This window comes from Tardiphaga sp. OK246 (genome assembly GCF_900188215.1).
Classification (GTDB): Bacteria; Pseudomonadota; Alphaproteobacteria; order Rhizobiales; family Xanthobacteraceae; genus Tardiphaga; species Tardiphaga robiniae.
The window spans coordinates 1,071,379-1,087,809 of sequence record NZ_FZOX01000003.1; the positions used below are offsets into that span (position 1 = coordinate 1,071,379).

The following is a 16,431-nucleotide window of genomic DNA, read 5'->3' on the forward strand; positions in this document are numbered from 1 at the left end:
CCGAATCCCCGATCTGTCGCCAAGGTATGCCAAGGTAGCTTGACTATCGCATGCGAAGAGTACGATGGGAAGGAACTCGAAGCCGCACCATGTTGCGGTGTTTCGGTTGAGCCATACCGTATTTCGACGTAGGCGTGGGTTGAGGTGATCGGGGAGACAATAGGTTGAACAGTCGGGCGCGCGCTTTTATTCCCTACGGCATGGCCGCAGCCGCGGTCGCCGTGGCGGTATCATTGCGTATGCTGCTCGAATACTCTTTCGAGGGCCGTACCTTCACGGTCATTTACGTGCCGGTCGTGGTTTTCGCTGCGTTCGTCGGAGGTCGCGGGCCCGCAATCTTCGCCACGTTGCTATGCATCGTCGGCAGCTTGGCCATCAGCGGTAGGGAATTGCTGCTGCATCCCGCTAATCTAATTGACCTTTCGTTCTTCGCGGTGGTGGGGCCCGTGCTTGGCTTCATGGGCGATCGGCTGTTCAGGGAGTCCGATCACGCACGGAAACGGCAGGCGCATCTGCAATCGATCCTGGAGGCCATGCCGGAAGCCATGATCGTCATCGACGACAAAGGCATCATAAGTTCCTTCAGCGCCGCGGCGGTCCGCCTATTCGGATGGAGCGCAGCCGAAGCGATCGGCAGGAACGTTTCCATGCTGATGCCGTCGCCATACCGGGCGGAGCACGATGGCTATCTCGGCCGCTACCAACGAACTGGTGAGCGCCGGATCATCGGCATCGGCCGCATCGTGGTTGGGGAACGCAAGGACGGGTCCACATTCCCTATGGAACTCGCAGTCGGCGAGGCTAAGGTCGGCGAAGACCGGTTCTTCACCGGCTTCGTTCGCGACCTCACCGAGAGACGCACGCAAGAGCGACGCGTTCAGGAACTGCAGTCAGAGCTCGTTCACGTCTCCCGTCTGACCGCGATGGGCGAGATGGCATCCTCTCTGGCGCACGAACTCAATCAGCCCCTTTCGGCGATCACGAACTACGTGCGCGGCGCGAAGACGCTGCTCATGCAGCCGAATTCCGATCTATCGCGGATATCGGCAGCGCTCGACCGGACCGCAGAACAGGCACTGCGCGCGGGTGAGATCATCGCCAGGCTGCGGGAGTTCGTCGCCAAAGGCGAGACGCAGTCCGCACTGGAGAATCCCGGTACTTTGCTGGAGGAGGCAGCGGCGCTCGCTTTGTTCGGAGCCCGGGATCTCGGCATCCACGTGACGCTGCGTGCCGAACCGGACATGCCGCCGGTTCTCGTCGACAGGATCCAGATCCAGCAGGTGGCCCTGAATCTCATCCGCAACGCCATCGAGGCAATGGCAACGGAAGATCGGCTCGAACTCAGCATCACCGTCCGCCGTGACGGCGATTCCGCTCTATTCGAAATCTCGGACACCGGGCATGGTCTCGGTGCAGAGATCCAAAGTCGCCTCTTCCAGCCCTTTGTGAGCACCAAGCCGGATGGCATGGGCGTCGGCCTCTCGATCTGCCGCACGATCGTCGAGGCCCATGGCGGCCGCATCTGGGCCGAGCCGGTGATCGAGGGCGGCACGCGCTTTCAATTCACTTTGCCCTTTGCAGAGCAGGTCCCGCAACATGAACGATAGACCCACCATCGATATCATCGACGACGACCCGGCCATGCGGGATTCCTTGGCCTTCCTGCTCGATGTCAATGGATTCAACGCCCGCTCGCACGGGTCTGCCGCTGCGTTTCTCGACCATGTTCGAAAGAGCGTCCCCGACTGCGTCGTCTCCGACATCCGCATGCCCGGCATGAGCGGGCTGGATTTGGTCCGCAGACTAAAGGCGGACGGCGTGGCCTGCCCCGTCATAGCCATCACCGGCCACGGCGACGTCGCGCTGGCCGTCGAGGCCATGAAGGCGGGTGCCGCCGATTTCATCGAAAAGCCCTTCGACGACGAAGCGCTGCTCTCGGCCATACGGTCGGCCATGGCGGCCAAGCTGGTTGATGGGGCGGACGCCGGACGTGAGGGCGCGATGGCGCGTCTTGCTGACCTGTCGCCGCGCGAGCGCGACGTGCTGCAAGGTCTGGTATCCGGGAAGATCAACAAGGTGATTGCGCACGATCTTGGGATCAGTCCGCGCACCGTCGAGGTTTATCGGGCCAATCTGATGGCGAAGTCCGGCGCGCGAAGCATGTCGGAACTCATGCGGCTGGCGCTCGCTGCGGGACTATAGAACCCCGGTCCGCGTCAATGCTCCTGCTACGACTTCCGCGCCGTCCACCGGACCAGATCGCGCGCAAGTGACTGGAAGGCATTGTTGAAGGCGACCGCCGCGCCGGCAGGATCCATCGCACCGATAGGTTGCGACGCGCTGAATATCCGGGCGGCCGTCACTTTGCCCGCCTCGTCGAGAATCCTCGCCGACATTATGATAACGGCCTTGGCGTCGACCAACGGTTCGATCTCGAACTTGCGCAGGTCCAGCACGACGCGTCCGCCACCCTGCCCTGCATTGTCGGGACGCAGCGGGGGATGATCGACGTCGTAGTTCTCGAAGCTCTGCGGAGAGCAGTTCCGCCTCGCGCAGAGCGCTCCATCAATTCAGCATGCTCCAATCTCCAAGAGCCACCGGCGACGAAAGCGAGCGGTCGCCCACTGTGCTGTCAGCGTCGGAAGTAGATCAGGCGGGCTTTTGGCGTCTCGCATGAGCGCAGATAGAAGGATCGCCCCCTACCGCGCCTTGATTAGTCGCAAGGCGGCCGCCCTATCGATGTGGGCGAGTTTGACGTGGGTCAATTGGCCGAAGTGAAATCGGCATACTCTGCGAATAGTGAGGGAACAGGATGCCAAAACAGGTCGGACAGGAGGATCGCTATACGGCTCCGCGATGTGGGCTTTTCTTGAGCGTCGCCCGAGTTTGGTCGGCCATACAGAAGATTTTGACCGATCGGCAGCGCCCTCTCGAGAGAAGGGTGATCGAGCAGTCCGCCTCCGCTGTCGTCTCCGCCCTCATGATAGGCATTCTGGTCGGCGCGGCACTGCGTGCGACCTACCGAACGGGAGGTCCGGATCGGCCTCGCCGGCCGGCATGACCAATACCGATCCTGACCGAAGGGACATTCCATGCAGCAGCACTCCTTCCAACCCATCCGTAACAGCAGCCTCCCCGCGACCTTCCGCAGAATCCGCCTCGAACTTGCGCGCAGTGCCCAGCATCCCGAGGGAAACTCTGAGATCGGCTACGTGATCGCCGCGCCGCTCGACGGGAAAGATCGCATCGATGCTGCGTCGTGGAAGTCGCACCGCGAGGCTTGCCGCGTCACGCGACTGCGTCCGGGCGGAGATGACATTCGCGGCCATCTCGTCCGCCGGCCCGGCGGAAGCTGGGCGTTCCACTACGATGTGGCCGGAGACGTGTCGGACGAGGCGGGATTCCATTTCGAGGAGGAAGCGTTCCGGCAGGGCGAATACGTTTCGCTGCGCGAGGCCGACGCAATCCATACCTATCGGGTGGCGTCCGTCACCCCGCTTTAACTGACCGCGCTTCAAGCTGCTCTGACGTTTTCGGAATAACAAACCGGCTCAGCGGCAGAGGATCGGTCCCCTCGGTATTTTTGTCCCATATAAGCAAGGCAGGTAACGATTAAATTTGCCCTCATGAAATCCGGTTGCCAGGTCGTGTAACGCCCAAGCGTGCAGAGTTGTCCGTGTGTGCGGCTAGCTCGGCTCGCCTATCGACGATCGCGCCGTGCAGCCGGTCAAGGACCAGACTCAAGGCCATCAGACCACCTTCATCGACGGCGCCATCGTCGTAACAATCGAGTGTCTCGCGCAAGACGGCATCGATCTCCGTTTGCAGTGCTGTCAGCCCGCTTTCGGAGCTTGCCTCGCGAACCCTTGTCATGGCGCCCAGCAACTTGTCGCGGTGGACCGTGTTCAGGTCCTTCTCATCACGCTTCAAATAATGACCGATCCACGCGCCGGCCGAGCCGATGACCGACAGCAACAGAATTCCTGCCCAAAAGTAATCGCTGTACCTTTCGAGGAATGTGCGCTCCGTGCCGTCGATATACGCAGCCGCGCCCGGGTGAGCAGGTAATGAGGCATCCTTGTCCGTGTCCGGCTTCTCAATCTTCGCTGCGTCCGGATTGTCGCGTGACAGACCTTGACGCTCGGCCAGCAATTGTCGCGTGAGCGCACCCGCGGCGGCATCCGGCAGGGAACTCCGCGCAACGAACAGATCATTGACGCTGATCGTCTCGATTTCGTCATCCGGTCGGGCGGGGTTGGCCGCGAAGACATGTCCTGGAATCTTGGCCGACTGATATAGCGGATGCTTCTGAGCGATCGCGTCAGACGCATCAATAGGCAAGAACATCGGTTCACCTCGGCGGGCGGCTGTGAGCACGATCGCCTCCGATGTGATCCTGCTGTCGAGTGGGCCAATGGTCATGAAGGCGTCAAGGCCGGGATCGTGCGCCATCTGACCGATCTGGTCTGCTCCGAATTGCGACACTTTCACTTTTTCCGGGGCAACTCCGGACTCCGTGAGGATCACCTTCAGCAGTTTCAAATTCTCGTCGCCACGCCCACGAGACCGATCCGACGACCGACCAGATCACCGATCTCCTCGATCTTTGCTTTCACGGCTCGTTTGCGGCGCAGGCCGGCCGGAGCCCAGAGCACGACAACATTCTTGCGCAAGATCGCCAGCGATTGAGCGTCGCGAGGCAGGTCGAGATCGCTGCGAACGACAACGATGTCCGCTTTCGATGCAGCTAGAAAGGCGAGATTTTCTGCACCGCCACTCGTTTCAATGACCGACAGGCGGACCGGATTATGGTCGTTGGCGAACCGTGCGGCTATCGCTTGAATCAGCTTCTTGTCGTTGTTGTCTGAAGCGCCTACGGCAATCCGCAGCATGACCGGTCTCGTAGCCACATAGGTCACGCCCGCGACGACGCTGACTAGCAGCAGGACGATGCCGAAAAACGAGAACAAAGTGTTTTTGCGTTTCCGGCGCCGCGGATCATGGTCGGACATTCGATTGCCGTTCTTTCGCCCCGCAGAGCCGATACGATCCAAAATTAATGGTACCGGGCGGCTCTCCCTTACCACTGCCTCCGAAGCCAGCGTTTCAAGTCATTGCGTCCGCAGATCCAGCGAAACAAGCGCGACAGCCGGATCCTCCGGGTCGCTCGCAACCTTGAATCCCAAAGCCCGGCACATCTGCAGCATGCCGTCGTTCGATTGCAGCACGTCGCCATGCAGTTCGAGAAGACCTTCGCTCTTCGCGTAGCGGATCAGTTCGGTCATCAGGGCCCAGCCGAGGCCATGGCCCTTCCTGTCGGAGCGGACCAGAACGGCATATTCCGCCGTCCTGTACTGGGAATCCGAATGCAGACGCGAGACTCCGAGTATTTCGCCGCCGCCGGGAGCCACGGCGGCGAAAGCCATGGCGCGCGCGTAATCGAGTTGCGTGAGCCGGGCGACGAACGGATGCGGAAATTCCTTGATCGCCCCGAGAAACCTCGAATGCAAATCGACGGCATCAGTGTGGTCAAGCAGATGCTTGATGGCGGCCTCGTCCTCCGGCACGACCGGACGCAGGTGGACGGTTTCACCGTCCTGCAGAACGACGTCGCGCTGCCACGCTGCGGGAAACGGCCGGATAGCCAACCGCGTCTGTCCTGCGAAGAGTCGTTCTGGTACGGCCACCGCGATCCGCCCATCTAGCGCCAGAACGCCAGCTTCGTCCGCAAGCAACGGATTGATGTCGAGTTCGCGGATCAGCGGAAGGTCGATCGCCATCTGCGATAATTTCAGCAGCGTCATCTGGACGGCGTCTTCCTTGACGGCGGAGACATCGCGGTAGCCAGCCAGTTGCCGCGCGACCGCGGTGCGCTTCACCAGATCGTCCGCCAGCTTCATGTCGAGCGGCGGCAATGCGAGCGCCTTGTCGTTGATGATTTCGACGGCAGTTCCGCCACGACCGAAAGCGACCACCGGTCCGAACGTCGGATCGTCGGCAAGGCCAGCGATCAATTCCCGCGCGCGCGGCCGCATGATCATCGGCTGGACGATAACGCCGGCAATGCGGGCGTCTGGACACTTGGCTGTCACGGCCTCCATCATCGCACCGTGGGCAAGGCGGACAGCGTCGGCGTCCCGCAGGCCAAGCACCACGCCTCCGACATCGGACTTGTGCGCGATGTCGCGCGACAGAATCTTCATAACTACCGGATGGCCCTTCCGGAAGAAGCCTTCCGATAGTGATACGGCTTCGTCCACATTCGCCGCCATCCGCGTCGGGACGATCGGGATGTCGTAGGCGTCGAACACCGCCGCGATTTCCAACGGGTCGAGCCAACCGCGCCCCTCCCCGATGGCTTGGTCCAGGACGCGTTGCGCAGCGGCACGATCGACCTTGACGCCCGCCATAACTCCAGGAGGTGTCGCCATCAGCGTTTGCATCGACTCATGATGATGCACGCCGTAAATGAAAGCGCGTATGGCATCGTCCTCCGTCGGGAAATTCGGGATGGCAGCGGAGTCGAGGGGCGCCGACACTGCCGCGTCGGCACCGACGAAGGCGGCCAACACCGGTTTCGGCAGTGATCCGGACCCGTTGCCCCTGTGCTCCGATACGGTATCGGCTACCGCACGGGCGATGGCGACGGGATCCGCCACGGCGGTCTGGACATTCATTACCAGGACGGCATCGTTGTCGGCGTCGTCAAGCAGGGCATCCAGCGCCGCCCGGTAGACGTCAGCACCCGCATCGCCGCCGACATCCACCGGGTTAGATTCTGACCATCCGCCAAGTGCATCGTCCAGCCGCGATCTGACGGCCCTCCCAAGGTCCGCCGGAACGCCACCGAGTTCGACCAATCGATCGACTGCCAGGATGCCTAGGCCCCCGCCGTTGGTGAGGATGGAGAGACGCCGCCCGCGAGGCTCGACGCCCCCTGCCAGCACCTCGGCGCAGTCGAACAACTCCCTGAGGTCGAACACGCGCAGGAGGCCTGCGCGGCGAAAGGCGGCGTCGTAGACAGCGTCGGCGCCCGCCAGCGCTCCGGTATGCGTCGCCGCCGCCTTGGCGCCCTGCGCCATGCGGCCCGCCTTGACGACAACTACGGGCTTCACGCGCGCCGCAGCGCGCGCCGCCGACATGAACTTTCGGGCATCCGGGATCGCCTCCAGATAGAGCAAGATAGCCCGAGTGCCCGGGTCCGATGCGAAGTAGTCGAGACAATCGGCAAGATCGACGTCGAGTTGATCCCCGATCGAGACGATCCCCGAGAAGCCGACGGGCCGCCGCGCGGCCCAGTCGACCATGGCAGCCACAATCGCACCCGACTGTGAAATCAGAGCTAATGACCCTTCGCTCGGCATGTGCGCCGCGAAGCTCGCGTTCAGGCGATGCTGCGGCACAAGTAGACCGAGGCAATTCGGCCCGATCAACCGCAGTCCGCCCTTCTTCGCCGCATCGAGTGCTGCTGCGGCCAAGGAACTCGCGCCGTGGCCCAGACCAGAACTGAGGATGACAGCTCCTGCCGCGCCCTTGATGGCAGCTGCGGAAATGATCCCCGGTACGGCTGCCGCCGGCGCCGTGACGACGACGAGATCCGGCGGGAAAGGCAGAGCGTCGAGGGACGCGAACGTCTTGTGGCCCTCGATGTCCGGATGCACGGGATTGACGACCCCGAATTTGCCGGCGTATCCAGCCGCGCGGATGTTGCGCAGAACGGCTGCTCCCAATGACCCTGAGCGGGGGCTCGCACCAACGAGGGCGAGTGCCTGGGGAGCCAGCAGTTTCTCTAATTTGTACGTCGACATGCTGCAGCGTCCGGGCCGGGGCTGGGCACGCCCGCGGGGAGCGTGCATTTTCGCAAGGCTCGGAATATGTCTCCGCGCCCCACGATACCGATGAGCTTGTTCTCGCGATCAAGTACCGGCACGCTCTTGATCCGGTGCTGCACCATGGTCTGCAGGACGTGGGTCAGACGGGTATCGCTATTTGCAGAGATCACATCGCATGACATGACTTCCTCGACCATGGTTCCCATGATCTCGTCATAATTCGGAAGGATCTGATCCGTACCGAAGGCGAACGGCCGCAGAGAATCGAACTTCGAAACGATTCCGATGACCTCGCCGTTGCGGACCACGGGATAGGACTCGACGTCATCCATTGCGAACAACCGGTGCAGGTCGCCGACGGTCGTCTCTGGAGAGATCTGCTTGCAAGGCCTGGTCATTACATCGCCAGCGGTCTCTTCAAGAAATTCATACATAGTTCGCTCCCGGGCGGCCGGAGAGACGTGCTGCGGATCAGCGCGGCACGTCCCGTGTCAGATCAGGCTGCGCTCTTGATCTCGATCTGCTTCGAGACCTTGGGTGCCGGCTTCTGAACTGTCACTCTCAGGATTCCCTTGGCGATCTCGGCCGAGATGTCCTCCGACTTCACACCCGCAGGCAGTTCGATGGACCGGGAGAACGAACCGTAGCTACGTTCAACGAGATGGTAGTCCTTCTCGTTCTCCTCGCGCTCGTTCTTCTTTTCGCCGCGAATGGTCAGGACATTGTCGGCGACGTTGAGCGTGACGTCCTTCTTTTCAAGACCAGGAAGTTCGGCCGTGATTTCGATCACCTTGTCGGTCTCGCTGACATCCATGTTCGGGACGACGCCCGCGTGAGTGACGAAGCTTGGGAAACCGCGCGTGACCCCGTCGAACAGTCGGTCGATCTCCTGCTGTAGGAAAGACAGTGGATTGGAATCGCGGCGCGAAACCTGACGCTCGGCGCCGACGGGAACAACAGATTGCTTGGACATATACTTGCCTCCTGTTTGAGCCTTGATGGCAACGGAAGCATACTCGGCTGGCGACTGCCGGCTTTGCGCAAAATCAAAAGGCCGCCCCGGATGGGCGCAATGGATATGCCCGGCGGTCCGATGAAATCATGGCGCTTGTCCAGGACGGTTGGATCACATTAACGGCACCGTCGACTGGCCTTTCGAAAAGACGGCGGCGGAAGACAACGTCAGGAAAGTGTCGGGCGTCGCGGGATCACGAACAAGACCGAAATCAAGCCGCGAGCAGAACCGTCTAACGTGAAGCTGAAGATCGAGTCTGCGCTCCGCGTCATGCTGGTCGCTGAGGCGCAATCCGCGTCACCAAAGATGGCCATAACGTCATTCTCGAAGGCAACGCAGACAACTGGGACGAAAAACGCGCTGTCGAGAACGCGGCTTGCTCTGCACCGGGAGCATCCGCGGTTGATGACCGGCTGACGATCAATTGAGAAGTGGCTCATCCTGCAGGCGATCGTCTCTGTAGGAGCCTGCCCGACCGAACGAACTTCGAGCCGGAGGCGATATTTTGGCGCTCCCGAACGTTAGAGCGGAGCGAAGAGCATTCTCTCCCTCAGGGCCTGTATCGTATCGCAGATCTGTTGTTGGACCCCCGCCACGTCCTTCAACGTCTTTTCCTGGTCAGTCGACGCATAAACTTCGAGCGCGCCCATGCACTGTCGGCTGGCCTGCTGGACCGCCTCCAGGACCTCTTCCGCCGTGAAGTTCAGCCGATGTCCCATAACCTTGGCCCGGCGGATCCTGTCGGCGTATCCGCGCAGGCGCTCGCCGGCGACTGCGACGGGACTTACTTCAGGCGCTTTGCGCCGAGTGGCACGATGCATAGCGCCCTCCTATAGGCTAGATGATCCACGACCCGTCCGGTGAGTTTGCCCAGAGCCGAGACATCGACCGGCCTCGACCACGACTTCGCGGCCACCGGTCCTGTCTGGATGCGGTCGCGGGCGGGAGGCGGCAAGCCTCTTTCGAGGGCCGCGATCCGGCGCTCCAACGCCACGGCTTCCATGCAATCCATGGTCATTGCCCTGTTGCCATTCGACAGATCATAGATCCGCTGCAGGCGAGCAAGTTCGAAGAGCGTTCTTTCAACTGTCCCACGGCATCCCCTCCAGAATTCTGTCGAATGCGTTTCGCGTGAAGTATCGAACAATTGCCGCAAAGCTAATCCGCGCAAAGCTCTTCACCTTTGACGAAGATCAAAGCAAGCATGTCACGCCATGCGATGTTTCGTTGCCGCTGGATGTGGCGGTGCCATCCTACTTCATCGTATCGCTGGAACATCGGGCGATCGTCGGAAGAACGCTCAGGAGGACATTCCATGAAGGCACGCGATCTAATGACTTCACCGGTCATCTGCGTCGGTCTCAGCGCGACGGCTCGAGATGTCGCAAAACTGATCGTTGAAAAGCGCATCAGTGCAGTGCCCGTCTTGGACGGCGCGGGCAAGCTGGTCGGAATCGTGACCGAAGGCGATCTGCTGCGCCGGGTCGAGTCCGGGACCGAGAATCGTTATTCCTGGTGGGTGCACATGCTTGCCGGAAATCACGCTGTGGCAGCAGACTACGTGAAATCGCACAGCATCAAGGTCAGTGACATTATGACCCGCGACGTCGTGACCGCATCACCTGAAACGTCCATTTACGAAATTGCGGGCCTCATCGAGGAGAAACACGTCAAACGCATTCCGATCGTGGATGCCGACGGAGCCACTGTCGGCATAATCAGCCGATCGAACATTGTGCAACTCGTCGCCGGCGCGCGGCCAAGGATCGAAGTCACCCTTGCCGACGAGACAATCAGGAGCGATCTCATGAGCAAGATCAAGACACTGCGTTGGGCGCATCCCCAACACCTGAGCATCACTGTCAGTAACGGCATCGTCGACATCTGGGGCGGCGTGGAATCGAATGACGAGCGAAACGCCATCCGCGTCGCCGTCGAGTCGCAACCCGGTGTTTCTTCGGTCAACGATCATCTGCTGGAGATGCCCATTTTCGGCACCTGATCGCTCCATTTGCAGGCTGGAGTGCGATCCTGCGGGAGGAGAAGCAGCAGTGTATGCGATGGTCCTCGAAGCTCCAGGGGCGCCGCTGGTCTGGCGGGAGCGGCCCGACCGCGTTCCAAAAGCGGGACAGGTCCGGATCATGGTCGACGCTTGCGGCGTCTGCCGCACGGACCTCCACGTAGTTGACGGAGATCTGCCGAGCATCCGTTATCCTATCGTCCCGGGCCATGAGATCGTCGGCCGGATCGACGAGGTGGGTACCGGCGTCAAAAAACTGAAGTCGGGGGACCGCGTCGGCGTTCCGTGGCTAGGATCGACCTGCGGCACGTGTCCCTATTGCCGCCGGCATGCCGAGAACCTCTGCGATCATCCGGAGTTCACCGGCTATACGCGGGATGGCGGCTTCGCGACCCACGTTATTGCCGAAGCGCGCTATTGCTTCGAACTCGGAGAAGCCGGCGATAGCGACAAGCTCGCGCCGTTGATGTGCGCGGGTTTGATCGGTTGGCGGTCTCTAAAAATGGCAGGTAGGCCGAAAGTTCTGGGACTTTACGGCTTCGGCGCCGCCGCACATATCATCGCTCAGGTCGCGGTGAGGCAGCAGTGTCGCGTATATGCGTTCACGCGCGATGGCGATGCCGCCGCACAGGACCTCGCCCTATCTCTCGGCGTCGCCTGGGCGGGGGCTGCGGCACTAACGCCACCGGAGGAACTCGACGCCGCTATTATCTTTGCTCCCGCAGGCGAGTTGGTACCTATCGCGCTGCGCGCCGTGCGAAAGGGCGGCCGCGTCGTCTGTGCCGGAATCCATATGTCCAACATTCCATCATTTCCCTATCGCGATCTCTGGGAGGAGAGGCAGATCGTTTCGGTCGCCAATCTGACCAGGGCGGACGGAGAAGAATTTCTTGAGCTTGTTCGGCATGCACCGGTCGAGACCCATACGACCACCTATCCGCTTGGCGAGGCGAACGCCGCGTTAAACGCCCTGCGCAGCGGGACGCTCGTCGGCGCCGCGGTATTGTTGCCATGACCAACGATGAGGATAAGAGCTCCGAGTCTTCCGCACAGGACGTGATCGTCGCATTCTTGGGTTCGATCGAACCGGGAATCAAACGCATCGACACTCATGCATCGATCGTCTTTCTCGGCGCTGAGCGTGTCTGGAAGATCAAGCGTGCCGTCCGCCTTCCATTTCTCGACTATTCAAGCCTTGAGAAACGGCGGGCCGCCTGCGAGGCCGAACTTGATGTCAACAAGTCCTTCGCACCAGACCTCTATCGGCGCGTCGTTCCGATCACAGACGGTTTAGACGGGCTCGCCGTCGACGGACAAGGAACGCCGGTGGAATGGGCGGTGGAGATGAAGCGGTTCGACGAGACCGCGGGCTTGGATCGTATTGCTGCGACGGTCGGCATCGCACCTGCCCTGGCTGAAGAGGTCGCGGACGCGATCCTGGCTTCGCATCATCGTTCGAAAGCAGCCGATGGGGCCGCTTGGCTGGCCTCGATCGGGACGTTGATCGCGCGGAACACGGCTAGATTTCGTGAAGTCAACGGACTTGAGCGGCAGGCCGTCGAAAAACTTCACAGCTCCAGCCTGGCGGCACTCGACGCCCAGAGACCTTGCCTCGAGCGCCGTGCCGCAGAGGGCTTCGTGCGCCGATGCCATGGCGACCTGCATCTCGGGAATATCACGATGATCGACGGGAAGCCCGTTTTGTTCGACGCCATCGAGTTCGATCCTGCAATAGCCACGACCGATGTTCTGTACGACCTGAGCTTTGTACTTATGGACATGCTTCATCACGAGCAGCGGACAGCAGCAAATGTGTCGTTCAATCGATACCTCGCGCGCAGCGCTCCCTTTCATTTCGACGCACTAGCCCTGTTTCCGCTTTTCCTGTCGATCCGTGCCGCGATCAGGGCGCATGTCCTTTTCATGAAAGCGGAGCAGAACGACAGCGATCGACAGGTCGGTGACGAAGCCGGAAAGTATTTCGAACTCGCAGTCCAGCTCATCAATCCGCCGCCAGGTGGTTTAGTTGCGGTTGGTGGAATGTCCGGTACGGGCAAGAGTGTCCTCGCACGCGCCGTAGCCCCCTTTCTCGGACCGGCTCCGGGCGCTGTCGTCATCCGGTCGGATGTCGTCCGCAAGGCGATGTTCGACGTGCCTGAGCATCACCGTCTTCCGGAGTCCGCCTATGCTCCGCGTGTGACGCAGCGCGTTTACGACGCGCTCATGACGCAGGCGCACGGCGTTGCGTCGCAAGACCATTGCGTTGTCATTGATGCCGCTTTTCTGCGCCCGGAGGAGCGACGCGCGTTCGCCGGGGTAGAGCCAGCTTCGTCGGTCCACCTCGGTCTGTTCTTGCGGGCGGATCTCAATGTGCGGCTCGCGCGGATCGCGGGACGGCACAACGACGCCTCGGATGCGACAGCAACCGTCGCGCACATGCAGGAAGGTCACGATTCCGGCAATATGGATTGGCCTGTCATCGATGCCGGCGGCACGCCGGAGGCCACGCGCGCGAAGGTCATGCCGTTTCTGGCGCCGCTTATCGCGCAATGTGCGTGTGATCCATGACGAAGGTTCTCTCCAAGAAACGCCCCCTGACTTGTGTACGTGCCTTCCAGCGGATCGCGCACGCATGCCTTGGGGACATCGAGCGGGGCCATCGATCGGCACGAAGAGGCGATGCCGAGGGTATCCACCGCATGCGGATGGGATTCACCAAGCTTGCCGCCGCTCGAAAATTCTTCTCAGCGATGGTCACTGATGACGGGTGGTCAGCCATCAAGAGGGAGATCGCCTGGTTGAACGGCATCCTGGGAGAGGCACGTGACAACGACGTGGCTCTCGCCTACGTCCGCGAGATGCCCAAGTATTCGTTGCTCGGCGTCGGCCGGCGCGAAATCGACCGAAGTGTCTCCTTCTGTCACGCCCGGGTGGCACGGGCGTTGGCGTCGAAGCGATACCAAACGCTGCTCACGAAGATTCGAAGTTGGATCGACCATGGGCTCTGGACGACTACTTCGGATAGGGCGAACGGAAAGTTGCGCGAGACCCCGCTCGAACGGTTCGCCCAGCATCGGCTCAGGCGATGGTCGCATCGGCTCGCCCGGTACAAAGACCGTCCGATCAAAAGCCGCCGACAACATCGCGTCCGGATCATGGCAAAGCGCTATCGTTACGTGGTCGAGGCGTTATCCGAACTTGGCATCGAAGTCTCCCACAGTCGACTGCGGGAAGCCAAGGCGGCGCGGGAGCTGCAGCGCGCCTTGGGCGACCTGCGGGATCTACATCGTATCCGACGCAGGATCGGCGCTGCTCGCAAGGGTCCGTTCAAAGCGCGCGAGAGCAAGCTGTCGCGGCAGACCGAAAAGGCGATCGCCCAATTTTCCTGACGCCGACCTACGTGTTTTCCCCGAATGGACCCGGCGTCGGGAAATACACATGATGGGCCATGAAACCGACTTCGATCATATCTCGCCTTACCCTGCTGACGGTGACGGCCACCGCTCTGGCACTGCTGCTGTTATGGGTATTCCAGACTTATTTCTCCGACATCCTGCCGCTTGCCGCTGCTGACACACTGCCGCCGAGCTGGCGTTTCCAGGGCGCCTACCTGCTCACCATTCTCATCTACTTGTTGATTGCCATCGCATTCATGTCAGTCCTCGGATTGATCGCGCTGATCGGCAGGCGCTATCTACCCGAACGACGGCAGAACTCCCGATAGCGAGATCGCCCTTTACTCTTGATGAACGAAGCTCCCCGGTGCTTCCGGAAGCGACTCGGCTCTCGCCGGATACGCTGGAGACTCGACCAAGCCGCCCGAGTGCGTCGCCAGAAAGGCCGTCAAGGCTTCCCACCAAGAACCCTCGGCGATCGGAGCAAGCCGTTCCCATTCATCTGGGCCGAGATAGGGATCGTCGGCCGTTCTGCTCATGATTTGATAGCGATGCCCAGCTTCGTCCGGCGGCGCGAGGATGCCCGCATTGTGGCCACCGCTGGTGAGGACGAAGGTGACCGCTGCGTCCGTAAGGTAATGTACTTTGTAGACCGAACGCCATGGCGCGACGTGATCCTCGCGCGTTCCGACGACGAACATCGGGGTCTGCAGGTCTGATAGAGCGATCGGGCGACCACCCGCGATGTAGCGCCCCTCCGCCAGATCGTTCTGCAGAAACAGAGACCGCAGATATTCCGAATGCATGCGGGCCGGCATCCTGGTCGCATCGGCATTCCACGCCATCAAGTCGCTGGGAGACGTGCGTTCGCCGAGCAGATAGTGGCGGACGATGCGCGACCAAATTAGATCGTTCGACCGCAACATCGAAAAGGCCCCGGCCATTTGCTGGGAGCCGAGAACGCCCTTTTCGCGCATCATATCTTCGAGAAATGCAACTTGGCTTTCGTTAATGAACAATGTCAGTTCGCCCGCCTCGTTGAAGTCCGTCTGAGCCGCCAGCATTGTCAGCGTTCGCCACACCGCGCGCCGCTCTGGCGATGCCGCTGCCACCGCGATCGCCAGCAACGTGCCGCCAAGACAGTATCCCACGCCGTGCACGGCTCGCCCGGGTATGATCGTCTGGATTTCGGATAGCGCTGCCTCTACGCCGAGAAGGCGGTAGTCTTCAAGGGATAGATTCCGGTCCTCACTGGTCGGATTGCGCCAGGAGATCATGAAGACTGTGAAACCTTGACCTGTCAGGTACCTGACGAGCGAATTTTCGGGCGACAAATCGAGAATATAATACTTCATGATCCAGGCCGGCACGATCAGCAGCGGCTCAGGCTTCACTCTGGCGGTCATCGGCTCATATTGGATGAGTTCGATCAGTTGATTGCGAAAAACCACCCGTCCCTTCGCCGTAGCCACATCCTTCCCGATGACAGATCCATCGCGGTTGGCCCCAGCGCCGCCGGCCAGACGCCATGCATCGACGAGCCAGTTCTCAAAGCCATTCACAAAGCTCATGCCGCCGCTCTCAAGCGCGCGTCGGATCACCTCCGGATTGGTGGTGGGAAAGTTCGTAGGAGCAACGGCATCCAGCATCTGGCGCAGCGCGAAGGCTGCAATCGCGGCGTCGCCCGTCGCCAATCCGTGCACGTCGGTGGTCGACCGCCACCATCGTTCGCAGAGAAGAAACGCCTGCGCGTTCAGATTGAAGGCAGGCAACAGCCAGTCACCTCCGGCGAAGCGACGATCATTCGCTGCCGGTGAAAGTAGCTGCCAGGGGCAGAATTGCGAGAGAGGCCGCGATGCCATCGCGCAAAAACGTGCGGCGTCCTGGACCGCATTGGCCCAGAGGTCAATCTGCCGTCCAGGCGACGCCGCAAGGTGAAGCGCCAGATCGGTGAACGATAGCGCCAGGGCGGCAGGTGAAAGGCCACCGGTCGCCGCAGCCACAGCGGCATGGAGCGATCGATCCAAGGCCGCACCACCCGTGGCATCAGGGGACCGAGCGTCAGCGGCAGACGGCGCGATCGGTGGCGCGATCGCCGACGTGTTGCCTTTCGCAATAGAGTGTGGGCGTTCAGGCATTGGGAAACCTCGGTGCGAATGTCTGGATCCA

General features: G+C 61.2%; 17 protein-coding genes. 9 read left to right on the forward strand and 8 right to left on the reverse strand.

All coding sequences use genetic code 11. The annotated features are described in order from the left end of the window. Positions 1 to 200 precede the first annotated feature (200 nt). Together CHC01_RS17975 and fixJ are read left to right on the forward strand one after the other, a co-directional pair. The gene (locus tag CHC01_RS17975) at positions 201 to 1,607 is read left to right on the forward strand and encodes a sensor histidine kinase (RefSeq protein WP_089265559.1); all 1,407 of its coding nucleotides are present in this window, start codon (positions 201 to 203) and stop codon (positions 1,605 to 1,607) included. Beyond that, entirely contained in the window at positions 1,597 to 2,202 is a 606-nt protein-coding gene (gene fixJ / locus CHC01_RS17980; RefSeq protein ID WP_089265560.1) for a response regulator FixJ, read from the forward strand. The genes CHC01_RS17975 and fixJ overlap by 11 nt, the downstream gene beginning before the upstream one ends. A 26-nt stretch (positions 2,203 to 2,228) precedes the next feature. Here fixJ and CHC01_RS17985 read toward each other — a convergent pair whose 3' ends face one another. After that, positions 2,229 to 2,456 carry an ABC-type transport auxiliary lipoprotein family protein gene (locus tag CHC01_RS17985; protein ID WP_176454622.1) on the reverse strand — a complete coding sequence of 76 codons (228 nt, stop codon included), beginning with the start codon at positions 2,454 to 2,456 and terminating at the stop codon, positions 2,229 to 2,231. Between the two features lie 636 nt (positions 2,457 to 3,092). Here CHC01_RS17985 and CHC01_RS17995 point away from each other — a divergent pair. Next, positions 3,093 to 3,503 carry a hypothetical protein gene (locus CHC01_RS17995; protein ID WP_089265563.1) on the forward strand — a complete coding sequence of 137 codons (411 nt, stop codon included), beginning with the start codon at positions 3,093 to 3,095 and terminating at the stop codon, positions 3,501 to 3,503. 121 nt (positions 3,504 to 3,624) lie between these two features. Here CHC01_RS17995 and CHC01_RS18000 read toward each other — a convergent pair whose 3' ends face one another. From CHC01_RS18000 to CHC01_RS18020, 5 genes are all read right to left on the reverse strand, one after another. Next, positions 3,625 to 4,542, reverse strand: coding sequence for a TAXI family TRAP transporter solute-binding subunit (locus CHC01_RS18000; protein ID WP_089265564.1), 918 nt, complete (start codon positions 4,540 to 4,542; stop codon positions 3,625 to 3,627). Next, positions 4,539 to 5,012 (reverse strand): TAXI family TRAP transporter solute-binding subunit, encoded by a 474-nt coding sequence (locus CHC01_RS18005; RefSeq protein ID WP_089265565.1) that lies wholly within the window; start codon positions 5,010 to 5,012, stop codon positions 4,539 to 4,541. Before CHC01_RS18005 ends, CHC01_RS18000 begins: the two co-directional genes overlap by 4 nt. 99 nt (positions 5,013 to 5,111) lie before the next feature. Next, positions 5,112 to 7,808 (reverse strand): bifunctional acetate--CoA ligase family protein/GNAT family N-acetyltransferase, encoded by a 2,697-nt coding sequence (locus CHC01_RS18010; RefSeq protein ID WP_089265566.1) that lies wholly within the window; start codon positions 7,806 to 7,808, stop codon positions 5,112 to 5,114. Continuing rightward, positions 7,790 to 8,266, reverse strand: a complete 477-nt coding sequence (locus tag CHC01_RS18015; protein WP_089265567.1) for a CBS domain-containing protein — start codon at positions 8,264 to 8,266, stop codon at positions 7,790 to 7,792. The genes CHC01_RS18010 and CHC01_RS18015 overlap by 19 nt, the downstream gene beginning before the upstream one ends. A 62-nt stretch (positions 8,267 to 8,328) precedes the next feature. Continuing rightward, positions 8,329 to 8,805: an Hsp20/alpha crystallin family protein gene (locus tag CHC01_RS18020; protein WP_089265568.1), complete on the reverse strand. Its 477-nt coding sequence runs from the start codon at positions 8,803 to 8,805 to the stop codon at positions 8,329 to 8,331. A 332-nt stretch (positions 8,806 to 9,137) separates the two neighbouring features. On the opposite strand from CHC01_RS18020, the gene CHC01_RS33105 reads away from it, so the two are divergent. Next, positions 9,138 to 9,275, forward strand: coding sequence for a BON domain-containing protein (locus tag CHC01_RS33105; RefSeq protein ID WP_283805457.1), 138 nt, complete (start codon positions 9,138 to 9,140; stop codon positions 9,273 to 9,275). Positions 9,276 to 9,368: 93 nt separating this feature from the next. On the opposite strand, the gene CHC01_RS18030 is transcribed toward CHC01_RS33105, so the two are convergent. Beyond that, complete coding sequence (locus tag CHC01_RS18030) at positions 9,369 to 9,668, reverse strand: hypothetical protein (RefSeq protein ID WP_141137117.1); 300 nt, start codon at positions 9,666 to 9,668, stop codon at positions 9,369 to 9,371. A gap of 494 nt (positions 9,669 to 10,162) precedes the next feature. Between CHC01_RS18030 and CHC01_RS18040 the strand changes: the two genes are divergently transcribed. From CHC01_RS18040 to CHC01_RS18060, 5 genes are read left to right on the forward strand one after another with little or no spacing between them, the layout of a single operon-like run. Beyond that, positions 10,163 to 10,849, forward strand: coding sequence for a CBS domain-containing protein (locus CHC01_RS18040; protein ID WP_089265571.1), 687 nt, complete (start codon positions 10,163 to 10,165; stop codon positions 10,847 to 10,849). Positions 10,850 to 10,898: 49 nt separating this feature from the next. Next, on the forward strand, positions 10,899 to 11,882 hold the full coding sequence (locus CHC01_RS18045; RefSeq protein ID WP_089265572.1) for a zinc-dependent alcohol dehydrogenase family protein: 984 nt from the start codon (positions 10,899 to 10,901) through the stop codon (positions 11,880 to 11,882). Then, the gene (locus CHC01_RS18050) at positions 11,879 to 13,435 is read left to right on the forward strand and encodes a bifunctional aminoglycoside phosphotransferase/ATP-binding protein (RefSeq protein WP_089265573.1); all 1,557 of its coding nucleotides are present in this window, start codon (positions 11,879 to 11,881) and stop codon (positions 13,433 to 13,435) included. The genes CHC01_RS18045 and CHC01_RS18050 overlap by 4 nt, the downstream gene beginning before the upstream one ends. After that, entirely contained in the window at positions 13,432 to 14,256 is an 825-nt protein-coding gene (locus CHC01_RS18055) for a CHAD domain-containing protein (protein ID WP_089265574.1), read from the forward strand. Before CHC01_RS18050 ends, CHC01_RS18055 begins: the two co-directional genes overlap by 4 nt. A gap of 59 nt (positions 14,257 to 14,315) precedes the next feature. Beyond that, positions 14,316 to 14,591, forward strand: a complete 276-nt coding sequence (locus CHC01_RS18060; RefSeq protein ID WP_089265575.1) for a hypothetical protein — start codon at positions 14,316 to 14,318, stop codon at positions 14,589 to 14,591. 12 nt (positions 14,592 to 14,603) lie between these two features. On the opposite strand, the gene CHC01_RS18065 is transcribed toward CHC01_RS18060, so the two are convergent. Continuing rightward, positions 14,604 to 16,400 carry a PHA/PHB synthase family protein gene (locus CHC01_RS18065; RefSeq protein ID WP_089265576.1) on the reverse strand — a complete coding sequence of 599 codons (1,797 nt, stop codon included), beginning with the start codon at positions 16,398 to 16,400 and terminating at the stop codon, positions 14,604 to 14,606. Positions 16,401 to 16,431 lie beyond the last annotated feature (31 nt).